2 protein-coding genes are annotated in these 2,207 nt (G+C 62.5%); both read right to left on the reverse strand.

The window, feature by feature from the left end; translation table 11 throughout:
• Nucleotides 1-76 precede the first annotated feature (76 nt).
• Nucleotides 77-1,300 (reverse strand): acyltransferase, encoded by a 1,224-nt coding sequence (locus NZM16_RS09300; protein ID WP_295480087.1) that lies wholly within the window; start codon nt 1,298-1,300, stop codon nt 77-79.
• Nucleotides 1,300-2,175 carry an alpha/beta hydrolase gene (locus NZM16_RS09305; protein ID WP_295480089.1) on the reverse strand — a complete coding sequence of 292 codons (876 nt, stop codon included), beginning with the start codon at nt 2,173-2,175 and terminating at the stop codon, nt 1,300-1,302. Before NZM16_RS09305 ends, NZM16_RS09300 begins: the two co-directional genes overlap by 1 nt.
• Nucleotides 2,176-2,207 lie beyond the last annotated feature (32 nt).

The raw sequence follows: 2,207 nt of genomic DNA on the forward strand, positions 1-2,207 counted from the left end.
GGCGCCCGGCCCCACACCCCAAAACATAACGAAACCCGGGAAGGGAAAGCTGAATCTGGGGCTGCGCTCCATCCGGTTAACTGACGCGAGCCGGCGGAAGCGCATAGGGACCTGGCTCAGGGAAAATCTGATCCAGGGGGCGCTGCCGTAAGATCCAGTGGACTCCGCGCTCCAGCGCGGCTGAGCCGATGAACACCAGAACGGTCACCATGCCGATGAGGATCAATCGAAGCGCCAGCGGCAGGGCAAAGGGCCAGAGCCCGACCATAAAGGCCCACAGGATCGGCTGATGAAACACCATCACCCCATACGAATGCCGCCCCAGAAGGGAGAGCCCCTGATAAAGCCCCCTCAGTTGGGGCAGGAGATCCCGCACCAGGAGGGTCAGAAACCCCGTGGCCCCTGGGGTGATCAGCATAGGGGCAATCACAGCCCCCGGCAGCGTGAAGGAAAGAGCTAGGCCCAGCCCATACATACCCAGCAATCCGATGCGGAGGCGCAGGGGGCGAAGCAGGCCCTCTATGCGCTCTACCTGTCCCGCCGCCCACCAGGCCAGCCCCATCCCCAGGGCGAATTCCGCCAGGCGCGAGGGGAAGAACAGCCCCCGGGACCACATCTCCCAATCCACCGGCAGCAGGAAGAATCCGATCCCTCGACTGATGGCCGTCAGCAGCGCTGCTCCGACCCAGAAGCGGAGCAACCCCAGGCGTTGCAGCGCCATCCACAGGAAGGGAAAGACAGCGTAGAGCTGCATGATCAGGCCGATGAACCACCAGGCGGGGGAGATGAAGTAGAACACCTCCGGCAGGAACCGGAGGCCCAACAGGCTCAGCGCAAACCGGGGGTCGAGGGGGGAAAAGGGCTGCCATCGGGTCAGGTGGTTAAAAACCAGGAAGAAGAGATGGCCGGCCCAGTAAAGCGGAAAGAGGCGCAGGAAACGGCGCATGTAGAAGGCGCGCCGATCGATCCGGGCCTCTCGGGAACAGCTGACCAGCGCCCAGGTTAATCCAAACCCGCTGATCACCAGGAACACGCCGACCGCGTGATCTCCCAGCCATCCGATGTAGCGGAACAGATTGGCCAGCACAAAGGCAAGCAGATTCTCCTGGGGGAGGGGGTAGAGCTGCGACAGGCGCTGGCTCAGATCCGGCCAATCGTTGCGGGGGTGGACGAACCAGGGCGTGCCGTAGATCGGAATAGCCACGTGAAAGAGCACGATCATCAGGATGGCCAGGCCGCGCACGGCGTCCAGCCAGGGCAATCGGGGCGTTCGAGCGATCGAGGATGTAGAACGAGCCATCATGGTGCGGGACTCCCGGGGGATCCCTCCATCTCCCTCGTGTCGTGTTCCTGGCAACCTCTGGAGGCGCATCGGCCGTTCAGCCAGCCCAGCAGGCTGAGCCAGGCGTCCTGACTGAACTTCTCCGGCCAGTCCGGATCGGACCAATCGATCGGCCCCTCCGAGATGTCGAACAAGGTGTGCTCGGTGTGGGGGGCGATGAAGTAACTGGCCCCGTATCGGTAAACCGCCCGATGGATCTTCACCGCCTCTTCGCCAAGAGCGGCCTGGTTCGGCTCGCTGTCCGAGATGATGATATGAAGCGGGGCTTGAATCGCCAGGATCTTCTCTCCCGGCAGCAGACTGGACAGGAGCACCACTCCCGCCGGCCGATGAATCCCCACGAATTCCCCAAATCGTTGGGCCAGGATGTGCGTGCCAATGCTCTGGGCGATGATGAAAACGCAGCTTCGGTCAATCCCATCCTGGGCCATAGCCGCCCGATAGGCGGCCAGCGCATCGCGATCCTCGCAACAGCCGTAGATTCCCTCGCTCCGTCCGGTGCCACGTTTGTCAAAGCGGAAGACGGCGTAACCGGCGGGAACTAAGCGAGCCGCCAAGTATTGATACGCATCGCGATCCACCGGGCCCGAATGGTGGATGATGAAGACGAGGGGCGGGTTGGTCAGACCGGGCGGCCGGTCCAGCTGCCCGGCCAGGCGGGTGCCGTCTTCGCTCTGGAACGAGATCTCCTGAGCCACTGTCTGAAACGGAATTCGTTTGAAGTCCGCCTGCGTTCGCTGAGCGGAGGGGATGGATAGACCTTCGCAGGCGGATACCAGCGCCAATAAAGCCAGTATGGCCCCCGCCTGTTTGGAGATAGACGTGATAGCCAATATGAACCTCCCTAAGGGCTCGTGTTTTATCG

Source organism: Thermoflexus sp., from assembly GCF_025055495.1.
Lineage (GTDB): Bacteria > Chloroflexota > Anaerolineae > Thermoflexales > Thermoflexaceae > Thermoflexus.

What these genes read in the sequence shown, in the direction of transcription:
- NZM16_RS09300 (WP_295480087.1), bottom strand. Translation starts at nt 1,300, where the DNA reads ATGGCTCGTTCTACATCCTCGATCGCTCGAACGCCCCGATTGCCCTGG.